Source organism: Leptospira ellinghausenii (assembly GCF_003114815.1).
Classification (GTDB): Bacteria; Spirochaetota; Leptospiria; order Leptospirales; family Leptospiraceae; genus Leptospira_A; species Leptospira_A ellinghausenii.
The window spans coordinates 930,166-952,601 of the sequence record NZ_BFAZ01000009.1 but is presented as its reverse complement, the minus strand read 5'-3'; the positions used below and the strand labels follow the sequence as shown (position 1 = coordinate 952,601).

21 protein-coding genes are annotated in these 22,436 nt (G+C 37.2%); 7 read left to right on the top strand and 14 right to left on the bottom strand.

Features of this window, described 5'->3' with window-relative positions:
* Positions 1–87: 87 nt before the first annotated feature.
* From DI076_RS12975 to DI076_RS12945, 7 genes are all read right to left on the bottom strand, one after another.
* Positions 88–1,437 (bottom strand): adenylate/guanylate cyclase domain-containing protein, encoded by a 1,350-nt coding sequence (locus tag DI076_RS12975; RefSeq protein ID WP_108960232.1) that lies wholly within the window; start codon positions 1,435–1,437, stop codon positions 88–90.
* Between the two features lie 163 nt (positions 1,438–1,600).
* A complete protein-coding gene (locus tag DI076_RS12970) occupies positions 1,601–1,873 on the bottom strand; it encodes an STAS domain-containing protein (protein WP_108960231.1) in 273 nt (90 codons plus the stop codon).
* A gap of 48 nt (positions 1,874–1,921) precedes the next feature.
* The gene (locus DI076_RS12965; protein ID WP_108960230.1) at positions 1,922–3,133 is read right to left on the bottom strand and encodes a Crp/Fnr family transcriptional regulator; all 1,212 of its coding nucleotides are present in this window, start codon (positions 3,131–3,133) and stop codon (positions 1,922–1,924) included.
* Positions 3,134–3,211: 78 nt separating this feature from the next.
* Entirely contained in the window at positions 3,212–3,742 is a 531-nt protein-coding gene (locus tag DI076_RS12960) for a tetratricopeptide repeat protein (RefSeq protein WP_108960229.1), read from the bottom strand.
* Complete coding sequence (locus DI076_RS12955; RefSeq protein WP_439957314.1) at positions 3,742–4,713, bottom strand: vWA domain-containing protein; 972 nt, start codon at positions 4,711–4,713, stop codon at positions 3,742–3,744. Before DI076_RS12955 ends, DI076_RS12960 begins: the two co-directional genes overlap by 1 nt.
* A 194-nt stretch (positions 4,714–4,907) precedes the next feature.
* Positions 4,908–5,534: an NUDIX hydrolase gene (locus tag DI076_RS12950; RefSeq protein WP_108960227.1), complete on the bottom strand. Its 627-nt coding sequence runs from the start codon at positions 5,532–5,534 to the stop codon at positions 4,908–4,910.
* Positions 5,534–6,754 (bottom strand): ribonuclease D, encoded by a 1,221-nt coding sequence (locus DI076_RS12945; protein ID WP_108960226.1) that lies wholly within the window; start codon positions 6,752–6,754, stop codon positions 5,534–5,536. Before DI076_RS12945 ends, DI076_RS12950 begins: the two co-directional genes overlap by 1 nt.
* Before the next feature lie 41 nt (positions 6,755–6,795).
* On the opposite strand from DI076_RS12945, the gene purF reads away from it, so the two are divergent.
* From purF to DI076_RS12925, 4 genes are all read left to right on the top strand, one after another.
* Positions 6,796–8,223, top strand: a complete 1,428-nt coding sequence (gene purF / locus DI076_RS12940) for an amidophosphoribosyltransferase (protein WP_108960225.1) — start codon at positions 6,796–6,798, stop codon at positions 8,221–8,223.
* Positions 8,223–8,597, top strand: coding sequence for a 6-carboxytetrahydropterin synthase QueD (queD, locus tag DI076_RS12935; RefSeq protein ID WP_012387208.1), 375 nt, complete (start codon positions 8,223–8,225; stop codon positions 8,595–8,597). Before purF ends, queD begins: the two co-directional genes overlap by 1 nt.
* Positions 8,598–9,350: a 7-cyano-7-deazaguanine synthase QueC gene (queC, locus tag DI076_RS12930; protein WP_108960224.1), complete on the top strand. Its 753-nt coding sequence runs from the start codon at positions 8,598–8,600 to the stop codon at positions 9,348–9,350.
* A 73-nt stretch (positions 9,351–9,423) separates the two neighbouring features.
* Positions 9,424–10,842, top strand: a complete 1,419-nt coding sequence (locus tag DI076_RS12925; RefSeq protein WP_108960962.1) for an SBBP repeat-containing protein — start codon at positions 9,424–9,426, stop codon at positions 10,840–10,842.
* A 6-nt stretch (positions 10,843–10,848) separates the two neighbouring features.
* On the opposite strand, the gene DI076_RS20160 is transcribed toward DI076_RS12925, so the two are convergent.
* From DI076_RS20160 to DI076_RS12910, 3 genes are all read right to left on the bottom strand, one after another.
* On the bottom strand, positions 10,849–12,555 hold the full coding sequence (locus tag DI076_RS20160) for a hypothetical protein (protein WP_167396532.1): 1,707 nt from the start codon (positions 12,553–12,555) through the stop codon (positions 10,849–10,851).
* Positions 12,556–12,646: 91 nt separating this feature from the next.
* Entirely contained in the window at positions 12,647–13,366 is a 720-nt protein-coding gene (locus DI076_RS12915) for a DUF1554 domain-containing protein (protein ID WP_108960223.1), read from the bottom strand.
* 161 nt (positions 13,367–13,527) lie between these two features.
* Positions 13,528–14,022, bottom strand: coding sequence for a DUF1554 domain-containing protein (locus DI076_RS12910; RefSeq protein ID WP_100719971.1), 495 nt, complete (start codon positions 14,020–14,022; stop codon positions 13,528–13,530).
* 820 nt (positions 14,023–14,842) lie between these two features.
* Here DI076_RS12910 and DI076_RS12900 point away from each other — a divergent pair.
* The 3 genes from DI076_RS12900 to DI076_RS12890 are packed head-to-tail and all read left to right on the top strand — an operon-like array spanning position 14,843 to position 17,213.
* Positions 14,843–15,133: an NAD(P) transhydrogenase subunit alpha part 2 gene (locus DI076_RS12900; protein ID WP_035983036.1), complete on the top strand. Its 291-nt coding sequence runs from the start codon at positions 14,843–14,845 to the stop codon at positions 15,131–15,133.
* Positions 15,133–16,530: an NAD(P)(+) transhydrogenase (Re/Si-specific) subunit beta gene (locus tag DI076_RS12895; RefSeq protein ID WP_108960221.1), complete on the top strand. Its 1,398-nt coding sequence runs from the start codon at positions 15,133–15,135 to the stop codon at positions 16,528–16,530. The genes DI076_RS12900 and DI076_RS12895 overlap by 1 nt, the downstream gene beginning before the upstream one ends.
* A gap of 11 nt (positions 16,531–16,541) precedes the next feature.
* Entirely contained in the window at positions 16,542–17,213 is a 672-nt protein-coding gene (locus tag DI076_RS12890) for a response regulator transcription factor (protein WP_108960220.1), read from the top strand.
* A gap of 1 nt (position 17,214) precedes the next feature.
* Here DI076_RS12890 and DI076_RS12885 read toward each other — a convergent pair whose 3' ends face one another.
* Genes DI076_RS12885 through DI076_RS12870 form a run of 4 tightly spaced genes read right to left on the bottom strand, consistent with a single transcriptional unit; the run spans position 17,215 to position 22,429 of the window.
* The gene (locus DI076_RS12885; protein ID WP_108960961.1) at positions 17,215–18,228 is read right to left on the bottom strand and encodes a tetratricopeptide repeat protein; all 1,014 of its coding nucleotides are present in this window, start codon (positions 18,226–18,228) and stop codon (positions 17,215–17,217) included.
* Positions 18,229–18,235: 7 nt separating this feature from the next.
* Positions 18,236–19,855, bottom strand: coding sequence for a cytidylyltransferase domain-containing protein (locus tag DI076_RS12880; protein WP_108960219.1), 1,620 nt, complete (start codon positions 19,853–19,855; stop codon positions 18,236–18,238).
* Complete coding sequence (locus DI076_RS12875) at positions 19,830–21,380, bottom strand: spiro-SPASM protein (RefSeq protein WP_108960218.1); 1,551 nt, start codon at positions 21,378–21,380, stop codon at positions 19,830–19,832. The genes DI076_RS12880 and DI076_RS12875 overlap by 26 nt, the downstream gene beginning before the upstream one ends.
* A complete protein-coding gene (locus tag DI076_RS12870; RefSeq protein ID WP_108960217.1) occupies positions 21,380–22,429 on the bottom strand; it encodes a putative peptidyl-prolyl cis-trans isomerase in 1,050 nt (349 codons plus the stop codon). Before DI076_RS12870 ends, DI076_RS12875 begins: the two co-directional genes overlap by 1 nt.
* Positions 22,430–22,436: the final 7 nt, after the last annotated feature.

Below are 22,436 nucleotides of genomic sequence, written 5' to 3'. Positions count from 1 at the left end.
AAAAATACAAAAGATGAATCACAATAGGATTTCAAATATCCTATTGTGAGAATTCAATCTTATTGAATCTAAAAGAACAAATTCAAATTAGTCACCACGATTCAAACCACTGAGAACTTGATAACGATTCATAAACTCTTGGTTCGGAATTTTGGGATGCCCTTCCCTTTGTAATTCAGGAAGTAACCCTTCCACAAAATACATTTGGATTTGACCTTTGTGTTTGGCAGGGATTTCCCCTCGGTATTCACACTGGAAAAAATCCTTCACCAATGTATAGGTTTCAGCTGAAATATTGATTTTCCCTGTCATTCCAGAAGATTCACACCGACTTGCCGTATTGACTGTATCACTCCATACATCGTATGCGAATTTTTTATCGCCAATCACACCAGCGATGAGTTCTCCTGAATGGATTCCAAGTCGAAGTTGCCAATACGGGAATCCTTGCCCTTCTTTGATTTCCTTCATTTGGTTCATAAAGGCTTGGATTTCAAGTGCGGCAAGGACACAATCAACGGCATGTGTTTTGTTTGGTTTTGGTATTCCACCAACAAACATATAACTATCACCTATGGTTTTGAGTTTTTCCAAATTGTGACGTTCCATAAGGCTATCAAAATAGGAAAAACATCGATCCAATTCTTCTACAAGTTCTGTCGGTGATAATGTCTCTGCAATTTTAGTAAATCCTTCAAAATCAGTAAAACAAACTGTGGCAGACTTAAAATGTTTTGGTTTACTCACGCCATTCTGTTTTAATTCTCGTGCAACATCTATTGGTAAAATATTTAACAATAAACTTTCAGATTTATGATTTTCTGCTATGAGTTTGTCTTCTGCTTGGTTTACTGCTTTTACAAATTGATTGATTAAAAGTATAAAAAAGTATACAACCATAACGAGTGGAGGCATTAGATAATCAGCAGGCACAATCCATTTTGGTGGACCATAGAGTCCTTCTCCGCCCATTACTCTATAATAATACATGGAACCTAAAAATAAAAACGATGACAAGCTAACAAAGAAAATACGAATATATTTGTTTTTTCTCGGAATCATGATAAAGGGGATAATTGAAAAAAGTAAAAATCCCAAGGGTGCGGGATCATCTGCTTGGAAATAAGTTAGTGATAGAATATGAAAATTACTAGTTAACAAAGTGATGATAGCACTCAGAGTAAATTTACCTCGATAGAGTAAAATACGAGCAATTCCTAAAGGGATCACGAGTAAAAAGTAAGAAATAAAAGATGTGAGATGGGTCTCTTTTGGTTCCGTAAATATGATGACTGGAACAAGAAGAGTTGGTAATAAAAACATTACCACTTGGAAGGTCGCATTCACTCGTAACGCACGGGCCGTTTCATCATTCAAACCTTTGGTGAGGTGTGCAAGTTGTATCCGGTATAAAAGTTTCTGAACACGTCTGGACATAGGGGTTGAATCAAAAACGATACAGTAAGAAAATCAAATCAAAATGTGAAGTGAATAGGTGAGAAGTTGGTAAAATTCAAATTTCCCCAATAGAATTCCAAACGATGATAAGTGTTTGGAATACCGAGTGGGGTTTTAAGAAAGAGTGGATTGTTGTTGTGAATTAAATTCCAAAAAACTGATCTAACATCAATTTTTTCAGTGTTTCTTTTAGTTTGTCTTGGATGTTCACAATTTTGACCGTCATTTTCTTTTCGTCAGCTTTGTTCTTAAACGAAAGGAGACGAGAGATCCCTAGGGAACTCACGATGACAACTTTTTCCAAAATATCCGCTAAAATTTCCCGTAACTCAGGTGCATTTCCGTCCAGGATTTGGTCCATAAAGCGAACACGGATCGTGTTTCCCTTTTCTTCCACTAATATCTTATCGCTCATATTTCCTTGGCCTCTAACATAAGTCTGGAGAAATCGTTTGGCAAGAAGTTATTTCAACTTCTTGAGCTTATTCTCCATATTAGCCTTTTTATGATAGAATTGGACGAGTTTTTCTAATTCTGCCATGTCGGAACAAACAATTTTTCCCATGTCCATTCGAATAAATTTATTATTTTTCATGATATCGGAAATGATCAGTTCGTCCTTCGGATCAGTGAGACCCACCATCTTCAGAAGGTCTTTGGTTCCAATCTCAAAATTATAGGCTTGTTTCGGCGCTACTTTGATGCGATTTTTTTCCGCGAGGGTCATGAGTGTGTCCACAATTCGACCTTGTGGGTCTTTGAGGAGAAGGTTTGCTAATTGTTTGTAAGCAATCCAAATCCGTTCGGACAAAAGTGTGATGAGTCGAGTTGCAAGTTGCGGTTGCGCTTTTACCATACCTTCGAAGTTGGCTTTGTTAATTGCAAGGAGTTCGACATCACCAGCTGCCACTGCAGAAGCAGAACGTGGTTTATTATCTAAAATTGCCATCTCACCAAAAATGTCCCCGGCTTGGAGCACCGCGAGCATCACTTCGTTTTGGTTTACGATTTTCGAAATTTTAACCTTTCCACTTTGTAAGATAAAGAGTTCTTTACCAGGCTCATGTTCACAAAAGATCATTTCACTGTCTTTGTAATTCCGATTGAACTTTGTATAATCAATGGGAGCTGATTGGAAAGGTTGGTTCATTGTTTGTAATCGCAGTTTTGCCTGCGGTACAAATTGACCATTAGGAAGGTGTTTTAAATAACTTTGGTAAGCAAATGTTGCGTGAGAAGTATTTTGCTGTTGGAAATAATATTCCCCAATTTTGAAAAGTTCGTTTGGATCTTCTTCAACAGCATTTCGAAAGGATAACCTGGTGATGGTTGTATCAAATTGTCGTAACTTCATTGAGAAGAAACGAATGATATTCATCGCAACTGCAGTTGATTTTTGGATGAGGGTTCCAAATTGGTCGTAACTAACAGAGATTAAAGATACATTGGTAAGGGAAGTAGCAGATTCAATCTGTGGGTGTTGGCTCATTGCAGCAACAACACCAAAAAAGTCACCTGGTCCTAAAACCTGATTGGGGTCCTCACCGACAACAGCTGTCTCACGAGTGACACGTACCTTCCCCTCACGGATGATATAGAAATTGTTCGCATCCTTTTTCCCCTCTACAATGATGTAGGAGTTCGCTGGGAAAGTAACCATTTGAAAAAACGACATTCTTAAATCTCTGGACCCTTTTTGCTCAACGTGCCTAGTTTATTATCGGAGATCCCTAGGGCAATATTTTCGTAAAATTTACTTATTTTTACTCTCTCCTAAAATTTCCATCTGAGTCAGTTCTAATTCTGCTTCTTGGGCAATTTTACTCGAATACGTATTTTTGATAATGTCCTGAAAAATCTGATAGGCTTTGTCTTCTCTGCCCATACGCACATAGGCTTTACCAGACAATAAGTAAGATTCTAGGCCTTCTTCCGTATTGGGAAATTCTTTGTAGATTTTGAGTTCATTCTCCGCAAGAGCCAAAATGTCACCAGTCATTCGGTAATTCGAACTTAAAGTTTTTCGAACCTCTCTCGTTTTGGGATGCCCAGGGTACAAAATTAAAAAACTTTTGCAGGTTTCGACAGATTGGTAATGGTTACGGTCTTCTAAAAATTCTTTTGCTTTTTGGTAGAGAAGGTCTGCTTGTTTGTCCCTTTCTTTGGCAAAAACAGAATGGGTGGAACGTTCAGCGTATAAGGGATGGAAATCTCCAAATCCCAAACCGAAAAGGAATAAAATTCCCAAAGCAAAACACTTCCGAATATTAGAATTCTGTCTCATTACTTTTCATTTCGGTCAAAATTGGAGTTATCGTGAATGGGTTTTTCTTCCGAAAGGGCAATAATTTTGGGTACCGCTGTCATATCCCAGAGTTCGAGGGATGATTTCATTCGTTTTCCAGGAGGTAAGGGGATCACAAATTTTCCTTTTCCTTCTTTTCCCAATTTCAATTCAATTTTTTGGCTAACGAGGTCTCCCATTCTCCTTTCCCGAAGGGGAGGGATGGGAAAACTCCTGCGTTTTTCATCCGCAGGATAGAGGTAAAATTGGATCATGTATTCGGTAGGGTTGGTTGCAGAATATTCATAATTTACGATATACCCATTTTCGGATCCATCTTCGTACGGTAAAATATTGACGATTTGAATTCTACCAGTGTTGGGAGTGGTTGGGAGTGAGGAATCAATTGGTGGTGTGAAAGGAATATTTGTGAAGTTTCCATTTGTTTCTGGGGTTTGCAAATGGGAAAATATCTTTTGGAAAGAACGGTCGTAGTCTTCTGGTCCTTTTAACGGAAAATAATTTCCTTCTCCTAAAATGGATAGGCGTTTTAAATCTTCTTCACCTCTCGGATCAATGTCAATTCCAAGGATCTGGAGACGAAATTTTTTTCCTGACTGGCGCCAATTGTACAAAACAGATTTTGGATCTCCTTCACAACTTTCAACTCCATCGGAGATAAAAATAATTTCAGTTTCAATTTGGTCATTTAATAAGTATTCGCCTACGACTTGTAAGGTTTGGGCAATGGGAGTAGACCCTGCAGGGACAATTGTAGCGAGTTTTTGGCTAACGACATTTGCTCCTCCTCTTTGGATGGGGTGATACAATCTTGCAGATTGGCAACCTGCAATTCGGTTTCCATACGCCACAAGACCAACACTTGCATCTTTAGGCAGTCCACTTAAGACTTGAATGAGTTTTTCTTTGGCGACCGCCATTCGTGTTTTGCCATCCCATTTTTCAGACATGGAACCACTAGCATCCAGAATGAAAACATAGCGTTTGTTATTTGCTGTTTGGGGAACAATGGAATGTGGATAGGAAAAAAACAAAAAAAGTAACAATACAAACAACCTTCCCAATGGATGAGTCTGTAAATTTTTTGAATTCTTACCTTTTCGTTTTCGCACCTATACATCATCGGCGAATACGAGAAATGACCTTAGAGGGATTTGGGATCTAAAAAAGGTGGTTTTGCCAGGTTAGGTTTGACCAATTTGGGTGTTCGATCAAAGGAAGAATGGTCTTTCAAAAAACGAAGGATCATTTCACAAGTAGCTCCCCATAAAAGTCCATCTGGCAAATCAAAATAATACGCAAAATGTTTTGGTTCTCGATTGGGAATCTCAATTGCATAAAAAGGTTTTGTCCAAAGTTCAGAAAATGGAAGCAGGATCACTCGTTCCACCTCATCAACATTTTTGGAAAAAGAAAAATCCCCATTGTATTTCGCTAAAAAGGGAGTGATGTGAAACCCCGTTCGAGTATGGAGTCCTTCCAATTTGCCGAGTACATCAAGAGTGGTTTGTTTAACACCCATCTCTTCTTCCCATTCCCGAAGGGCAGTGACAAGTAGATTGGGGTCTGATGTTTCCATCACTCCACCTGGAAAGGAAATTTGCCCAGGGTGGGATTTTAGGTGTTTGGCGCGTTCTGTGAGGATAATCCCTTCGGCAATTGTGTTAGAACCAAACAAGGGGAAAATGACACCGGATTTAATTTCCGATGTCTCTGGGATCTGATCAAAGTCCCTTGAAAGTTTTTCGACAAAGGACTTGTAGGGTAACATCAACCCTCGTCTTTCGAGTTTTGGTTTTGTTTTTTCCTACGTTTGGCAACAAATGCTTCTTTGGAACGAATCGCCACCAAACGGTTGATCATCGAATCAAAAGGAAGTCCTTGGATGGCAGCGAGTAAACTTGGGCCATAGTTTTGTACTTTCCAATCGGAAAACACATGGAGGGCTTTTAATTCTTCTAAATCTTTAGGAGCTGCTTTTAGAATTGTGATCAATTGTTTATTCGATGGAAGAAGTGAATGTTCCATTCGTCTAGCGCGCATAATGCGGAGACGCCATTTTTTAGCATTTTCGAATTTATGGTTTTCGTCTTCGTTTAAGTCTTCGCCATGACGTTTCGAAAGTTCAGAAGTATCAATAGGATCATTGTATTCAGCAGTCAAAAGTTTGAAAATTTCGGTTCCGTCTTTTTTTCCAAACCATTCCACACATTTTTCTTCGTTCGGATGTCCCTTAACCGCTTGTGATAATCGGTCATTATTAAACACACGAAAACTTGCTTTATTGATCCGTTTTGCTTTTTCATCTCGGTAACGAAGGAGTTCTAAAATTTTCCTTCGTTCCAGCGGAGTGAAGTTAAGGATGTCTGGAAATTTTCCAAGAGAAAATCCTTCTCCTTCCTTTGCCACGTAATCTTCAGAAGCAATGAATTCAAATTCTGACTTTGCTTCTTCGTATAATGTCCTTCGTTTGAGTTCCTCTTCCATTTTTAACCAAATGGATTCTAAGTACGCTGTGTCGAGGGCAGCGTATTTGAGTTGTTGTTTTTGTAAGGGACGAATTTCCCAATTGGACTTTTGTTCCACTTTGGAGAGAGTCACTTTGTGGTAATGTTCCACGACAAAAGATAACGAACTTTGTTCTAAAGACAATAAACGAGAACTGATCATTGTATCTGCTGTGTTCACAAATTTGAACCCAAAGTCTCTTTTGAGGGCTTTGATGTCATCTTGTGCCGAATGGAAGATTTTCAGAATATTGGGATCTTCAAACAAAGGACCCAAAGCTGACAAATTTGTGATCTTTAGTGGGTCAATGAGGTAGTTTTTGCCATTGGAATTGATCTGAATGAGACAAACTTTGGGGTAATATGTGTAATAACCCGAGGACTCTGTGTCAATCGACATGATTTTGGACTGTCTTAGATTGATCAGGGCCAAATCCAAAGCTTTTGCTGTATCGACGAGAATATAGTTGGAATTGATTTGCATCTAATTGGGATTATGGAAATACTGCAATTGTCATTCTAACAATGATTCTCCAATCTGACAAACCAAAAGAAGAATGTGCCATATTCGGCATCTACAATAGCAAGGAAGCTGCTAATTTTACCTACCTAGGTTTGTACTCGATGCAACACCGTGGCCAGGAGTCCAGTGGGATCGTCTCAACCGATGGATCACACTTATACCGGTATGCCAATATGGGTCTTGTGGCAAATATCTTCACTCAACCGAAGATCAAAGAGCTCATCGGGGATTCTGCCATTGGCCACAACCGGTATTCCACAACGGGAGCGAGTTTTCTTCGGAATGCTCAGCCGATCCGCGTGGAATCTCACTTGGGTCCTGTGGCTTTAGCCCATAATGGGAACCTCGTGAACTCCTGGGACATCCGTAACAAACTCGAACGCGATGGTTCCATCTTCCAAACCACTATCGATTCCGAAGTCATTGTCCACTTAATGGCGAAAAGCCATAAATCTGACCTTCTGGAAGCTCTCTGTGAATCTCTCGCACAAGTGCGAGGGGCCTATTCTTTGTTAGTTTTAACTCCAAGATACCTCATTGCCGTTCGAGATCCGAATGGATTTCGCCCTCTTGTGATGGGGAAACGTTCTGATGGAGCAATTGTGTTTGCATCGGAAACCTGTGCGTTTGACATTACCGAAACAGAATACGTTCGGGATGTGGAACCTGGTGAGATGGTAGTGATTGACCATACAGGAATGAGGTCTCTTTATCCATTCCCAAAAGCAAAACCAAGCCTTTGTATTTTTGAATACATCTACTTTGCAAGACCTGATTCGTATATCTTTGAAGAATCTGTTTATAAAGTAAGAAAGTCTCTCGGTCGCCAGCTAGCACGTGTTATGCCGGTAGAAGCCGACGTGATCATCCCTGTTCCCGATTCCGCAAACATTGCGGCTCTTGGCTATAGTGAAGAGTCAGGCATTCCTTACCAAAGTGGTCTTGTTCGTTCTCATTATATTGGTAGAACCTTCATTGAACCAGACCAAAAGATCCGCGACTTTGGTGCCAAAATTAAATACAATGTGGTAAAGGAAGTGGTGAATGGAAAACGTGTTGTCATCATTGACGACTCGGTAATGCGAGGGACCACTAGTCGTAAAATTATCAAAATGATCCGGAATGCTGGTGCTAAAGAAATTCATTTCCGAGTATCTGCTCCGCCAACGGTTGCCCCTTGTTATTATGGAATTGATATTCCAACTCACAAAGAACTTATAGCGTCCACTCACACCATTGAAGAAATTCAAAAGTACCTTCGTGTGGATTCACTTGCCTATTTAACATTAGATAGAATGCATAAGGCTGTGGAAGGGCATAAAGGTGGTGGTTTTTGTGATGCATGTTTTACATCCAATTACCCTGTCGAATTCCAAGACCACGCAGGAAACCAAAAGTCACTATTTACGGAATACGCAACGGAAGAGTGATGGAAGAGATCGAACTTTCCAAAACCTTTGGTTTTGAAGCCGCCCATTTTTTGCCAAATGTCCCAGAAGGGCACAAATGCAAACGAATGCACGGGCATAGTTTTCGTTTTGCCGTGTATCTAAAGGGTGAAATCGATCCTCATACTGGATGGATTATGGACTTCGGCGAACTGAAGTCTATCGTTAAACCGATCTTAGACGAACATTTGGATCATTATGTGTTAAATGATGTGCCTGGCCTAGAAAATCCCACAAGTGAAAACATTGCTGTTTGGCTTTGGAACCAACTCAAACCAAAACTTCCACTACTCGATAAAATCACTCTCTACGAAACATGTACAAGTTCATGTGTGTATAGAGGGCCAAAAAAATAAATGGTTTCCGTTTCGGATTCCTCACAAAAATCCAAATTTGAAAAAAAAGGTGCCGTCGTACTGTTGTCAGGAGGGCTTGACTCTACTACTTGTCTCTACGTTGCAGCAAAAGAATTTGGATACCCAAAAAACAAAAAATTACCAATCCTCGCCCTTTCGTTTGATTATTCCCAAAAACATAAAATTGAACTCATCAAAAGTAAAAAAATAGCAAAAGAGCTCGGAGTCAAACATGTGATCCAAAAATTGGATCCTGGATTTTTTTTAGGAAGTTCTCTTACCGAAAAAAAGATCAAAGTGAGAAAAAACGCCAAATCACTGTTTAACGGCAATGATAAAGAGATTCCGAATACCTATGTTCCTGGGCGTAATATTTTGTTTTTATCTTTTGCTTTATCGCTCGCGGAAGGCCATGGATATGATTCCATATACATTGGAGTGAATGCTTTAGATTATTCTGGATATCCAGATTGTCGGCCTGAGTTTATCGAATCCTTTCAAAAGATGGCAAATCTCGGGACCAAAAAAGGGGTAAGTGGTATTGGGGATTCCATCCAAATTAGAACACCCCTCCTTCATCTTGGGAAAAAAGAAATTATTGAACTAGGAATCCAAGTAGACGCTCCACTCCACCTAACGCATTCTTGTTATGATCCTGTTGTTGGGAAACCTTGTGGAAAATGTGATTCATGCATTTTAAGAGCAAAGGGATTTTTGGAAGTTGGACTTCCGGATCCAGCCTTAAAAAGCTAAAGATTCCATTTTTACAGTTACACCGATGATTGATTTTGAAAATCACAATTTAAAAATGAAATTGGAAAGATTGATGCGGAAGTATATTCTAATATTCTTTTCTATTCTTATCATTATTTTTATATTTCAATGTAAACCATCTGTATTAAATAATCCTTCTGATCTCCAATCAAAATCATTTTTGGAAACACAGATTTTGAAATGTATGTTGAATGGTTGGGATTGTATTGAGCTGCCACAAAACAACCAAGGGAACAAACAGTGGACCAAAATTTTTGGTCAATCTGGCACTTTTCAAACATTTGGAAATTCAACTGCAGTAGAACGAAGTGGAAATGTATACATGGTAGGGACTACCACTGGATCTATTCTTGGACAAACCAAAATATCACCCACTTCAGAAAATGATATTCTCATCGCAAAATTCAAACCAGATGGTCAATTGATTTGGGCAAAACAAACAGGTAGCACTGTTACAAGTTCAACCTATGTGGAGTTGTCCCATATCGATATATTTGGTAATTTATATCTGATCGGTTCTGCTAACACTCCATTCAATGAACTTGGATCAATTGGAGCTGGTTCTTTACTAATCAAAGTGAATAGTTCTGGAGTGATTCTTTGGACAAGAGTTGTCCCTACTGGTGGCGAAACATTAGGGTATGGAGTCACATCTGATCCATGGGGAAATGTATATATTACTGGAAATACAGAAGAACAACTGTTAAACGGTCAATCTGCAACAGGTGCACGAAATACCTTCATTTTTAAATATAATCCAGTTGGAGATTTAGTTTGGACAAAACTTTTTGATAGCACTGGGATTAATTCCTATGGGCAAAATATTCAGTATGAAGCCACAACTCAGTCTTTAATCGTGTCTGGGCAAATTAGTGCAACAGCTCAATTGTTTAATAAAACTCCACCTGGAAACGTAACTGATTCATACATCGTAGCATTTGAGTTAAATGGTAATTTGAGATGGGTTCAATTTTTAGGTGGAACAGGAATTACAACTCAAATTCGAACTATGTCTGTCGACCAAAAAGGATCCATTTATGTAGCTGGTGATACGAATGGAAATTTGGAAGGTATAACCAAAAGTGGTACAACAGTTCAATTTTTAACTCGTTTCAATGTTTTTGGTGAGAAAGTTTGGACAAAACTGTTAGGTGGTGGTGGATCCAGTGTTACGATGGTCAATGGTCTTTATTCAGATAATTCAGGTCATGTGTATGCATTTGGTGGAACAAATGGTAACTTATTCGGTATCAGCAAATTAGGAAATAATGATGCTTATTTGACTAAATATGATGCAAATGGGAATTTAGAATGGATTCGATTATCAGGGAATACATCCATTGATTTGACGGGCCGAGGGATTTCTTCGGATCGTTTTGGGGTTTTGTATGTCACAGGATATACATCCGGAAGTTTTGATGGCCAAAACAAACTAGGGACATACGACGCATTTCTCATCAAATATGAATGATGGAACCTACCTTCTCCATTTGGCCGGCCTCGAAAAATTTTTACTTCGTCCTGGTTTGATATGGAATTTAGAACGTGTGATTTTGGGAGAATGTATCCTGGCTTGGTTGAATTTAAAACGACCAGGTTTGATATCTAGTTTTCCTTTTGGAATATAGGTTCTTGCTTTTAAAAGAGAAAATAATCCATCTAAATCAATTTCACTAGAAGCAATGGATCCAGGTAATTCCTCCTCTTCTTCATCTTCCTCATCATCATCTTCTTCCTCTTCGTCATTTTCATCTTCTACATCCGTTAATGATTTACCTTTTGCATCATTCATACTAACTTCCAAGTTGATTGGTTTGGGTTCTTTGTATTTTGAACGGAATTTGGTGTTCGCATAAAAACTGATGATTTCTGATTCTGCTAGTTGTTGTGAAATCGGTTCATTGAATGCATTCGGTAATGATTTTGAAAGGATGAAGATTCGGTCTTGCAATTTAAAACAAGAGAAGATAAACAATTCTTTATTAGAATTTTCTAATCCTACTTCAGGTTTATCTATTTCTAGGATAAAAGTATAAGTTCCGTTACGGTAATCAGGTGTGAATATTTCTTTTTTGATACTAGATTGTGGGAATTGTTTTTGGATTTTATCAACTAACTTTATTTTAATGAAACTTTTCAAAGTAGATTCAATTCCATTAGAACTCACATCTGTCTCGATTTTTTTATCTACTTTGATGGCTTGGATTTTGAATAATCCATGGATTGGATCATAAAAACTTACTTTTTCTTTTCCATCTCTTAAAACTGCAAATCTAACATCGACAGGAATCATTGTTTCAAATAACCCTGAGTCAGATTTATAGACATTCCCTCTTATATCTCCATACACTGGATTCAAATATTTGATTGGTAATGGTTGGCTGTATTTGTTTTCTAACGAATCTAAAAACTGGTCTTTGGAATGATCAAAAAATCTATAATCTTGGTTATAAGAGACAACTTCATTAAAAAGATTGAATGTTGGCAAAAAAAACCAAGAGATCACTTTTCTAAATCCGTATTTGTAAGTTGTGATTTCTGGATTCGGTTCTAAAGATTTTCTTTTAGAGAGAACAAAATAGTGATTTTCATATTGTAAAGCTGGAATGACACCTAAAGTGAATACAAATAAAAGTGAGTTAATGTCATCGATTTCTTTTTTTGCATAATTGAATTGGTAGTATGTGTCACAGTTTTTGATTTCATTGTTTAAGTTTGTTTGTTCATTTGTATAAAAAAATGTGTCACCATCCACAATTTCCGCATATTTGTACAAAGTCTTTCTATCATTAGGATTACCATTTAAGTTCTCAAGTTGTTTGAATCGTTCGAATGATTTGATTGAACGAAACGATTCCAACTCTTTTAGATACGGCCAAGAATTAGGAATTCCGTATATTTGTTTGATGTGTCTTGAATTTGTATTTTTGAGTTTTAAATTCGTTCGAATGTTCTCAATGAATTGGAAATCGATTTGTTTATCAGATACCAAATTGGTCTGTGAATTTTCAAATTCCATTTGGAATGGGATACTTGAGATAAAACAAGAAACACCGTTTCTTTCAAAAACCGATTCACTTTCAGAAATTGGGATTTCAATTCCTTTGTCTTTTGAAACTCGAGTGTGGTACCAACTAATTTGGCATTGGTATAAAAAAAGGAAAAGAAAGAAATAGAATTTCATCTTAGGAACCACCAAAAAGATTAGTGGTTCCCTTGGTTTTGTCAAAACAAAACGCTAACAAATCGTTGGTGTTTGAGAAATAGAAAAAAGCTTATTGTTCTACACAAATGGCTTTCGCATTATAGAAATCTTCTAGGTCAGCGCATGTTGTACCAGCAAACGCAAAAGCACGCATATCTGTTTCTTGATGTTTTCCAAAGAGTCCATTTGGTGATGTAGCTGGAGCTCTGGTCGTCCAATTTTCACAATCATTGCTATTGATCCAGTCGGCATTGATTCCTGTAATCACATAATTGGAAGAATTTAGTAAATTTGGTTCCATTGAATTGGTCAGTGGAATAGGAAAAAGACCATTTGCATTGGTGGTTCCAATCACTGTGGTTCCATCCTTTCTTTTGTATTGTTGGTTTGGTTTGAGAACCCAATCGATATGTTCAGAAGTCCCACCAGTTGTGCAATTTGCTGAAGTACAAGCTCTTCTGGAGGTTCCATCAGTTACCAAAGCTTTGTAAGTCCCTCCACCTGAAGGTTTGTTTGTAGCATTATTACAGTGCGCATCAATGCCAGAAACACCTGCAGTTACAGGAGCCGTTGAATTTGTAATGAATATTTTACAAGTTCCTGTTGTTGCACAAGAAGGTGTTGCACTACTAGAAGTAGAACTGTTATTAGCAACGATTGCAAGTGCACTCGTTGCGATTGTATTGTCAGTGTTATTAGTTTCGCACGAAATGAGTGTGAATAAAATTAAGCTAACTATGATTACATTTGATTTGAAAAAAGAAATTGCTATGTTTTTAAAAATTTTCATTTAAGATCTCCTTTGTAAGGTTACTTCTCAAAGTTATAACACCATGATAAGTGTTCTTGGTAATTGCATTCATTCGTCTGGTAAGATTTTTGATAGTCATCTAACAGGAATAAAACAATGATTCTGCGATCCTCTGATCACAAAACCATCGTTCACGATCATCATTGTTCCACGCAAAGCGCCCTTGTCGTGGTTGTACAGCCATAAATTCCCTTATTTATTAAGTTCGAACTAGTATTATTATACCCCCCACCAGCAAAACTTTGAGTATTTCCTGACCAACCCGAACAGTCGTCAGAACTATTTGTCCAGTCTGAATTCATCCCTGTCACAATATTGTCTGTAAAGTTGACAACATGATAAGGTGAATTCGTTAAAGGAAACGTAAAAATACCATTTGCATTGGTAGTTCCCACAACAGTAGTTCCATCGAATCGTCTATACTCTTTATTGGGTTTTAATACCCAATTGATATGTTCTGATGTTCCACCAGAACAATTTGCTGTCGAACATGCCCTCCTACTGTTTCCAGTTGTCACCATTGCTTTGTATGTACCACCACCAGAAGGTTTATCTGAGGCATTATTGCAATGATTGTCTAAACCACTGATACCGAGATTAATCCCAAGATTCAGTTGGTTAGCGGGAACAAACATTTTGCAAGGGCCATTACCAGTACAAGAACTATCAGAAGTGTTTGAGGTGGCGTCTTTAGTAGAACTGTTATTTGCAACGAGTGCAAATGCACTAGCTGCGGTCGTATTGTCAGTGTTATTGGCTTCACAAGACATAAGTAAGAAGCAAAATAAGCTAACAATGGTTAGATTTACATCTAAACAAAAAATAGATATGTATTTCAATTTTTGCAAAAACATTCTCCAAATTAAGGGTTTTGTCCAAAAGATTATCGACTAGAGTCGGCTATTTTCAAAAACCGGTCAATATATTTTAGGGAATTCCATAAATATTTTTTCTCCAAGCGACTGAGATAAAAAATACGATAGAAATATTTGTTCTTTGATGATTTGAAAACTTAGCAAAGGCCGCTACAAATTGATGTAAAATCCATCAAATCAATGTTATAAGAGGTAAAACCATTGAACTGAGGTTTCTTATTGTAACCAACTAATATTAATTAAATTAAATTTTGGCCTCAGAAAAGATCATATAACAACTGTTTGCATTTGTATTTTTTGAACCTTTATATTTTGCGTGGATTCGTTAATTAAAGTTTCTAAACAAGATTCAGTCAATGAGGGGTCATTTAAGATAAATCCAAGTTTAGCCTAGTTTATACCTGGAAAATTTCGCCTTGGTGCTGCGAAAAAAGTGAGTTTGTTTCTATTTTCGATTCAGGAATCACATTCATTTCTTAGGAATTAGGCTTCAAATTTGAGGAAGAGGCCTTAGTTTACGTAAAATTCCCGAAAATATTGTTTCCAAAATGGCCATTTTTTCCATAACTACTACTAGTTTATGGAAATATTTGTTACAGCCGTCACGATTTTCGTTTTAGCGATCTTCGTGGGATTTGAAATCATCACAAAAATCCCTCCCATCCTCCACACCCCACTTATGTCGGGTTCTAACGCCATTTCCGGCATCACCCTCATCGGTGCATTATATGCTGCTGGAATCCAAGAGAGCAATATCACCAAAATTTTGGGCTTACTCTCTGTTATTTTTGCTACCATCAACGTTGTGGGCGGATTTCTCGTTACACATAGAATGCTTGGCATGTTTAAGAAAAAGGATGCACCGAAATAATGGAACTCATTAGCATTTTAAATTTATCCTACCTGATCGCTTCCATCCTATTCATCATTGGTATCAAACAATTAGCACATCCAAAGACCGCCTCTCGGGGAAATTTACTCGGTGCACTGGGGATGTTCATCGCAGTTGTAGCAACACTTTTCGACAGGGAAATACTTTCTTATGAATGGATCGCTGTTGGTGTTCTCATTGGATCTGTAATTGGAATTATCCTCGCTATCAAAATCCAAATGACTGCGATGCCTCAGCTTGTGGCCGTTCTCAATGGATTTGGTGGTATCGCATCTGTTTTTGTAGCTGGTGCTGCATTACAATTGTCGATTCCAAAATATGAGACAGCAGTGAATTACCAGGAAATCGTTTCGATTGTTTTCTCTGCTATCGTAGGAGGAATTACTTTCTCAGGAAGTTTTATCGCCTTCGGGAAGTTACAAGGTTTTATTACAGAAAAAGCAGTTCGTTACCCAGGTGACCAACTTGTTAAAATCTTAGTTGGACTCACTGCAGTTGGACTTGGTGTGTATGGTTGTATAGAGCCAACAGATGAGTCTATTTATTGGATCTTAAGTGGTGTAAGTTTACTTCTTGGAATTTTCCTAGTAATTCCAATTGGTGGAGCCGACATGCCAGTTGTGATTTCCCTCCTCAACTCATACTCAGGGATCGCGGCATCTGCAACAGGATTTGTTCTCAATAATAATGTACTGATCATTTCAGGATCACTCGTAGGAGCATCTGGAATCATTCTAACACAAATCATGTGTAAAGCGATGAACCGAAGTTTGACGAATGTTCTCTTTGGAGGATTCGGGGCTGTCGCTACAGAAATGAAAGATGATGGCGATTTTTACTCAGGTAAAGTCAAATCAACGAGTGCAGAAGAAGTGGCAATGTTACTTGATGTTGCAAGAAGTGTCGTAATTGTTCCAGGTTATGGTATGGCTGTGGCACAAGCACAACATGCAGTAAGAGATTTATACCAACTCTTAACAGCTCGTGGAATCGATGTTACTTTTGCGATCCATCCAGTTGCAGGTCGTATGCCTGGTCATATGAACGTATTACTGGCTGAAGCAGATATTCCTTATGATCGATTGAAAGAGATGGACGAGATCAATAGTACTTTCGAAAATGTTGATGTTGTAATCGTTAATGGCGCTAATGACGTAACGAACCCACTTGCAAAAACAGATCCAAAATCACCAATTGCTGGTATGCCGATCTTGGATGTTGGAAATGCAAAAACAGTCGTTGTGATCAAAAGAAGTTTGAGTGCTGGATTTGCGGGAGTTCCCAATCCACTCTTCATTGCTGACAACTGTTTGATGTTGTTTGGTGATGGTAAAAAAGCTACGCAAGAGATGATTGCAGCGTTAAAAGAATCTTAGAGCCGGAAGTTATGAAAAAACAAGTCTATATCGTTGATGACCATCCTCTTGTAGTAGATGCATTACAAAACCTAATCGCTAAATCTGATGATTTAGCGTGTATTGGAAGTGCAGATAATATTGAAAAAGCCTTTAACGATATAGAACAAATGCAACCTACACTTGTTTTGATTGATATCCAACTCAAACAAAACCAAAACGGATTGCAACTTCTGAAGAAACTTCGAACAACGTTTCCAAATATTGCCGTCATCATCATCAGTATGTTGACGGACGATACCTTTGTGGATCGTGCATTCAAATTAGGTGCAATGGGTTACGTGTTCAAAGAAGACACAACTACACAAATTGTAGAAGCAATTCACACCGTACTAAAAGGTGATTATTTTGTAAGTTCTTCCCAAGCGACAAGACTACTTGGGCATTTATACCGTGCTTCTCAAAAAGACGAAAAGGATCCAATTGATCGATTGTCCAATCGAGAGTTGGAAGTATTTCTTATGATTGGAGAAGGCATGCCTGTGAAGGAAATTGCAGCCAATATGGGACTTGCACCTTCTACAATTGAAACCTTACGTTCCCGAATCAAATCCAAACTTAGCATCACAGAAAACGAAAAATTGATTCGTGTGGCAGTGGAGTGGAAATACACCCAAGCCAAAACCGATATCGTTGTTTCGTAATCTAATATCTCAATTTAAAGTAGTGATAGAGTAAATCTTTTCCTTCGCGGGAAGAGAGTAACATTCTGTACGCTTCTGCAATTTTCGATTCGTTTTGAGATTGTTTTTGGATGAAATGAAAAAAGTCGTTGGCCCTTTCATCAAATCCTAAATTAAGAAGTAAATTTAAATAAAAACTTTGGTCGTATTCGTCAGCAAACGGAGAATAAGCGATTGGTCTGAGTAAATTCTCCGCTTCTCTCCATTTTCTCATTTCAAAATAACAACGAGCGTATACCTTTTTTTCTCTCCAACCCAATGCCCTTGGGTTTTTTAAATAAGTAAGAGATTTTTTTGGATCTTTTTCGAGTAAATACACCACTCGTCCCATTAGATGAGATGCCAACATATGTTTTGGATCTTGTTCTAAAATAGCAGTGAGTTCTGCTTTTGCTTTTTCTACTTGGTTAAGTTCCAAATAGGTTTTAGCTAAAATAAGTTTTGCTTCATTATAATTGGCTTTGTATTCCAAAGATTTGCTGAGAGAAGTAATGGCATTATTGTAATCTTTTAAAATGTAGTACGCTAATCCTAAGTTATAATGATAAAAAGGATTATAGGGTGAAATTTGGTTTGTTTCTAACCAAGTTTCCTTTGCTTCAGACCAACTATCCTCTTGCGCATAAATCATACCGAGTAAGAAACTTGCTGCTTCATGATTCGGTTCTTTTTTTAGAGTTCGATTTAAACTTTCTTTGGCCTCTTGCCATTCCATTCTTGAATATAACAAACTTCCGTTCAAATAATCGTACTCAGCATATGATTTGTATACTTCTGATTGGATTTTTTTCCACTCTGCATCTGCTAATCCAAATTTTCCATAACGCAAAGCATTGATGATATTTCGACTTACCTTTTCGATTTCAATTTTTGCGTTGATTTCGATCGATTCCTGATCCTCTGCATCAGCAATTAGGTTATATTGAAATGTTACAAAGATGAATAGGATGAAGATGAACTTATGTTTTATTTTCATATCGTGTTTAATCAATGGAATTTAACCAGCTTAGAATTTTTGTATGAGCATCGCGAACTAAATTGATTTTCTTTGAGTCCGTTTTGTTAGGAAAATGATCGATTTGATTTAGCTTGGATAACGAACCAATGTACGGAACTCCTAGTTCTTTTTCAGCAAATAAACCGAGAGTTTCATGGATTTCAGATATTCCAATTAAACATACCTTTTTGAATTTTGCCATTCCTTCGATCATCGTTTGACCAAAATATGTGCAAATCCATTCTGAAGAATCAATTTCTCTGAGGAATTCCGAATACGAAATTCTGGGTTGGTAATTTATGTTTGAATCATTTGGTTTTTTTCCACCAATGCGTATGATGGTATGGAAACGTGGAATCTCTTGATTCTTTGATTGGTGGAACTTTAATACATATTCATCAATCTGTGTTGATTCGGTTTCATTCAATTGCCCTGCATAGACCAATAATTTTCCAGATGATTCCGGAATCGTAGATATGAGTTCAGATAAGGGTGAACTATAGTAGGAAAGTGAATTTTCATTCGAACTAGGAATGGAAGGATGTGGGAGAAAAAAAGTAGTATCAGTTGTGTTCGGTGGATGGTTCAGGTTATCGATATAAAAAGCATTTTGAACTGGATATTCGATTTCCCTTGTATCAAAAATATAGGGAATGTTTGATTCTTCTTCTATAAAGGAATCTATGAGTTGAACATCATAACCATTCAGTTGTAAATAAATTGATAAGGATTTACAACGTTCGAAGTGCCCGTATCCAAATTGAAGCGGATTTCCATACAAAACATTCACCCTTTTTTTGATTTTTTCCGTTTTGGGTAGTGTGAAAACAACTTGTTCGACATTTGCATTCAATTGAAAAAAATTTGGATTGGAATCATACAATTGTAATACTTCTTCTGCTCCAAAAAAAGGATTCGTTTCTCCTAAATGATTCCAAATTTGACAGATCATTTCAAAATCTTTTTTCTCATCAACCGTGATCCTGAGATTTGATATTTCACCGTTTTGTAATCTTCGAAAGATGTCTAGTGGTTGTAAATGTGGTGGGGAAAGTCGATATTGTTTGTGAATTTCTGGGAATTCCTTAATGTGTAAAGAAACATGTTCTTTATGTCGTTCCAATTGAGTATCTTCTGTATCATAACACAATGAAGCCGTTGAAAAACATTCTACACCCATTCCAAGTGGTAAACCACTCATTGACAAACTATAATATGTGTCTTTAATTTCTAAAATTGCTTCATATAAATAACGAATTGAATTGATATCCACGAATGGATTATCGGCCGTTAGTCGAAAAATATGTTTTGCACCGTAATGTTTTGCCGCTTTACGGAATCGATCCCTAACATCCAATTCAGATCCACAAAAATAATGATATCCTCTAGAGTTAAGAAATTGAATGGATTCATCATCTGATTCTGGGATGAGAAAGATGATTTGGTCGTGTGCAAATACAGTTGATAATCGGCGATGGATATGATCTAAAAATGTGACTCCCGAGTCCTCAGGAATTGATTTTAATATTTTTTTCGGAAATCGTGTAGAACCTAGTCTTGCCTGAATGAAGGCAAAACTATCATGCGTTGAATGTATACCACTCATCACAATTCAAACAAGGAGCAGGAATTTTGTCATGTTCACCATTAAAACTATGGTGAAAAGATTCCTGGCCTTTTTTCCAAATTTCAGATAAGGATTCCGTGTACAGATTTCCAATGATTTTAGATTGATTTTGTTTACAAATCGACACATCACCTGTTACAGATACATTCAAATCACGTGTTAAATGCCAACAAAAGTCTCTATGAATTGGTGTAAGGTCACTGACTCTTCGTTCTGGTAGTTGATTGGCAAAACGATTGTATTTTTGTAAAATGATGTTGATTCCTTTTTTTTCAAATGAAGTAAAGTAAGGATCGATTTCATCCTCTACTTCTTTCATCTTGATCATTTGCACATATAAAGAATTTTTTGGTAACAGTTTAGAAAGTGTATCCACAGATTCTAAAACAGTAGTTAGTCCTTTTTTGCCATATAATGTTTGGTATGTTTCTTCTTTTAAGGTACTAAGATTGGCGATGATACAAAGTTTTTCTTTGTTTGTTTGATCCAGTTCTTGGATGAGCGAAACCAAAACATCAACATTCTTGTATAAGGCTGTTTCAATGATAAGTTCTTTGAGTTGGGGAAGAGTAAGGATTTCCTTTATAATTGTCGTAAACTCAGGGTGTAAAAGTGGTTCCCCATTTCCTGATAAACTGATGGTGATAGGAGATGTTAATTCCTTTTGAAATTTTGAAACCATTGTTTTTACAGTAGCGAGTGGAACAAAACTTCCATCATTTGATTTATCAATAAACTCTCGGGGACAAAATACGCAGGACAGTTCACATCCTTTATAAATTTCCCATTCCATATAGGATGGGGAACTGCGAAATAATTCAGGATTTTGTTTTAAAGTGGAGTGTAAATTTTCGTAAGGAATTTCATCTGAAATAGAAAGTAATCCATCAATAAGAATATTGGATCGAACCGAATGATAACGAAAATCCAAACGTAATTGTCTTAAATCAGGAGATTGGAAAAAAATATCTACATCATATTGATTGATATTCTTTAGAAAAAATGAATGAATATCGGTAGTTAGTTGGTTTGGTAATGAACTCAAAAATTCTCTAGTGATCACAGTTGGAATTAGGCCAGGTGGAATGTTTTCCGAATAAGAATACTGCGAAAAAAAGTTTTTATGGCGATTCCAAATTTTTTCAGTTAACGATGTATCGAGTAGAGGTGAAATTCCAGTAAAATATAAAAAACAAACTTCGTCCCATTCAGGATCTTTAAAAATTGATTCTGGTAATAAACTTCCAAATCGTTTGAAGAATTCAATCTCTGATATGTTTGGTTCGTAAAAAACAAATGAATTTACATATTTTGAACCAATTAACTTTGATTTTACGGAATCATTCACATTTATATGGAGATTTAAGTTGGGAAACACTTTGTGAAGTTTGAAAACAAATGTTTCAAATAATTTGAGATCAAAATTAGATTCTAAAAATGAAAGTGTTTGGGTGTCTAAATAAACAACTGCAAAACTTGGATTGTATTCTTTGCGATTGATCATTAATCTGAATTGTACTTTTCTTCTGGATTATTTATATTATGTTCTTTGATGTAAATAGGATCGAAGATCGTGATTGCCATATTTTTGCGAGTGACAACAACCCATTCTTCAAAAGATGTTTGTTCCTTTTCACGAAATAAAAATCCCTGGATCCCTTTCCTGACAGCATCGAGAGGTGTTGGTCTCATTCCTTCAATATAAACTAAACAGTATCGTTTTCTATCATCGCGGAATACTTCAGAGAATTTACCTTGGCCACCAACTTGTGCTAACACAGAAGCAGTGGATGGTTGGGTTTTGTACAATTCAAATGTAGGTACCCAGTTAACAAGTCCTCCATTCAATCGGTAACGCGATTCATTTCTTGGACCTGATGCGACAAGCTTAAAAAAAGAAGGGTCATTTATAGATTTGTTTCTAATTTCAGTAAGTTCGTTAAACAAACGAGATTCTTCTTCAATAGAACCATTGGCTGGTGAAAAAACAAGCTCACGAAACTTAAATTCATTTCCAACCTTCGACTTGTTTTTGTTATACCATGATTGAACTTCTTGTTCTGAAGGAAGTGGAGGACTTACTTTAATTTGTAGAAGTTGTCCTTTTTTGATTTGGTATGGGAGGTCATCCAACCAAATGTCATACGGTAAATTAAATTGGTTTTGAACCGATTTTTTAAATTGTTCTAAGTCACTAATTCCTTGAGCATCCATTCTTTTTTGAATTTCTGCTTCGATTCGTTTTTCATTGACTTGGATTGATTCTTCTTCAGCAACAATATCAACCACAGCCCGATCAATGAGAAAGTCGATCACCTGCGAATGGAGAGAACCTTTTTTGCGGTAATTCGGGAAAAATCGAGAAAGGTTTTTATACCGCTCTACACCTTCTTCATAATCCAAAGTGGATATGGATTTTGGACCAACAATGGCTAGAACTGCATTGAGTGATTCATAGGAGTTGAGAGGTTTTGTAGGAACAGCGAGAGCAAAACAAACAACCCCTGCAAAAACTAAAACGAAGTTACGCGAGATTCGAATTCTTTTTTGCATACGGTCA